This is a genomic window from Flavobacterium cyanobacteriorum, from assembly GCF_002251835.1.
In the GTDB taxonomy this organism is placed as follows: Bacteria; Bacteroidota; Bacteroidia; order Flavobacteriales; family Flavobacteriaceae; genus Flavobacterium; species Flavobacterium cyanobacteriorum.
The window spans coordinates 1-2611 of sequence record NZ_NOXV01000190.1 but is presented as its reverse complement, the minus strand read 5'-3'; the positions used below and the strand labels follow the sequence as shown (position 1 = coordinate 2611).

General features: G+C 46.1%; 1 protein-coding gene. It reads right to left on the bottom strand.

What is annotated here, in order from left to right:
* Nucleotides 1-51: 51 nt before the first annotated feature.
* On the bottom strand, nt 52-2268 hold the full coding sequence (locus CHU92_RS03795) for a TonB-dependent receptor (RefSeq protein WP_394335731.1): 2217 nt from the start codon (nt 2266-2268) through the stop codon (nt 52-54).
* Nucleotides 2269-2611 lie beyond the last annotated feature (343 nt).

The following is a 2611-nucleotide window of genomic DNA, read 5'->3' as shown; positions in this document are numbered from 1 at the left end:
TTATTGATTTTTAATCAATTATATTTTTTGTCGTGTACTAAACAAAATTAATTAAAACTTCAGTGTAGCGCCCAGCAGGAAGTTGATGCCTGCCTGGGGATAATAGCCTGCGCCTTCAAAGGTTTGTACAGAGCCGGGTGTGGGGCCTTCGGCATCATAGGTGTAAAAGTAGCCGTTGGATTCATACTCGTAATTGAATACATTATTTACCAGGCCTGAGAGTGTAATTGTTTTTACAAAAGTATTTGTCCGGAATTCATAGGATACATTCAGGTCGGTAGTGGCATAGCTGTCCAGTTTTGACTGCTCCGAATCAATATTGCCCATGTACTGCTCGCCGACAAACTTATTGAGGAGCGATAGCTGCAACCCCTTAACGGGCAAAAATGTGAGTATGGAGCCTACCACCACATTGGGCGAAAAGGCAATATTGGTATTACCGAGGTTCTGCAGCTGCCCGTCCCGCTGGAAATAAAAGTCAATGTTTTTATTGGTGCTTATCGCCACATTCGGGCTGAATATAATTTTATCGGTCAAAGCGATGACAGCATCTGCTTCAACACCTAAGCGGTAGCTGTCACCGCTGTTGGTATATATCGGCGCGCCCACATCGTTTAGCGCCCCGGTGAGTACCAGCTGGTCTTTATAGCGCATGTAGTAGCCGTTGAGGTTCAGCTTTACTTTATTCCCGGCGTAGCGCCATCCCAGCTCAAAATCATTAAGCCTTTCCGGCTTAAAGCTGCCGTTCTCATAATCATCCCTGCGTGGTTCGCGGTTGGCCCTGGCATAGGAGAAATAAATGTTGTTTTTGCTGTTCAGCGTATAGGTAAACCCTGCTTTTGGGTTAAAAAAGTCAAACACATCATCAACAGGTTCTGCCAAAACCCCGTCAGCTTTATAGGTAACTTTCCTGTATTGCAGGTCGCCGAAAAGGCTGAGTTTTTCCAGTACCTGCCACGTTGCTTTACCAAAAATATTAAAATCGGTCTTCCTGGCCGTGTCATCATAATACCGGTCATCAGGCCGCCTGTTGCCTGAATATTCCGACCATATAACCTTACCGAAATGGCTGCCGTCATAGCGGTTCCACCCACCGCCCAGGATTATATTCCCTTTGCTGTGGTTATAGTTAACCGAGAAAGTGGTGCCGTAAAAATCATTGTCAAGCCATTTTTGGGTAATGAGGTCACCGGCCGATACCGCTACACCGTTTATTATGGCGGGCTGCAGGCCATATTCTGCAAAATCGGCACCGTCACGATAATTTTCAAAATAGCCGCTCCCTTTGGTATAATGCAAGGCCACATTGGTGTTCCAGCTTCCGGAGAGCTTCTCGCTCCAGTGCAGCTGGTAGTGGTCCTGCCTGTAGTTGTCGGTTTCGTTGTCATAAAACCGGATATTACCCTCCTCGTCAGTATACTGGCCTGAAACATTATATGTGCGGTTATTGGCAAGCTTCTCCGGGTCTTCAAGGCCGTTCCATGCCTGGTAGGTTTTTTCGGTACCGCCAAATACAAGCGCTTTTACCAGTGTGGTATTACCCACATAAGTTCCCTGGAGGAAATAGGATTTAAGGTCGGCTGAGGCACGGTCTATATATCCTTCTGATACAATGTTTGATAACCTTCCGGCCAGCTCGAACCTGTTGGCCAGCAACCCGGTTGTAAATTTGACCGTATGTTTCCTCGAATTAAAACTCCCGAAGGAATTAGCGATTTCCCCGCCTGCCTCATGGCTGTACGAATCGGTAAGCACGTTAAGGCTGGCCCCGAAAGCACCTGCGCCATTGGTTGATGTGCCCACCCCGCGCTGTAGCTGTATGCTCTGTGCCGATGAGGCAAAATCACCAAGGTTCACCCAAAAGGTACCCTGCGATTCGGCATCGTTATAAGGGATGCCGTTGAGGGTTACATTGATCCGCGATGCATCAGAACCCCGCACCCGCATATAGGTGTAGCCAATGCCGTTGCCCGCATCGGTAGTGGTAACTACCGATGGGAGCACATTAAGCAGCACAGGGATGTCCTGCCCCAGGTTTCGCGGGGCCAGATCTTTCTGTGTTATATTGCTGAATGTAACGGGAGTTTGCGCCGTAGCGCGGACCGACTGCACCAGTACTTCATCAAGTTTATAGGCGTCTGTTGAGTCTTTTTTAACTTCCTGGGCGTAAGCAGTAACAGAAAGTAAAGCAATACCGGTTGTTAATAAAGTTTGCCCGGCTTTCCGGGGAGCGATGAGGCTTAGCAGCCAGGCGGTGTTTAAATACATTTTCATCCGTAAAAATTTTACGAATAAAAGGGGCAATTATTCTTATGTTATTAAATAATTGATTTGTCAAAAAGCCCAGTTAAGGCGTACTCCTGTAACTGTCTTTATTGTTCCCTTGGCGGCATTACCCGCCCAGGTTCTTTGGATATGATCTCAGCTCGTTTATTTGGAGCACCCCTTTGAGACGGTGCAAATTTAATATTAAATTTCAGATTTCATAGTATAGATTCCAGATTTATCCCACAGGCCTAAGTATTGTGAATTCTCCGAATCTAAAATCTAAGATCTGAAATCTAAATTAATGAAGTGGTTTAAACTTATTTGTTAAATAAAAAAGGGTTGA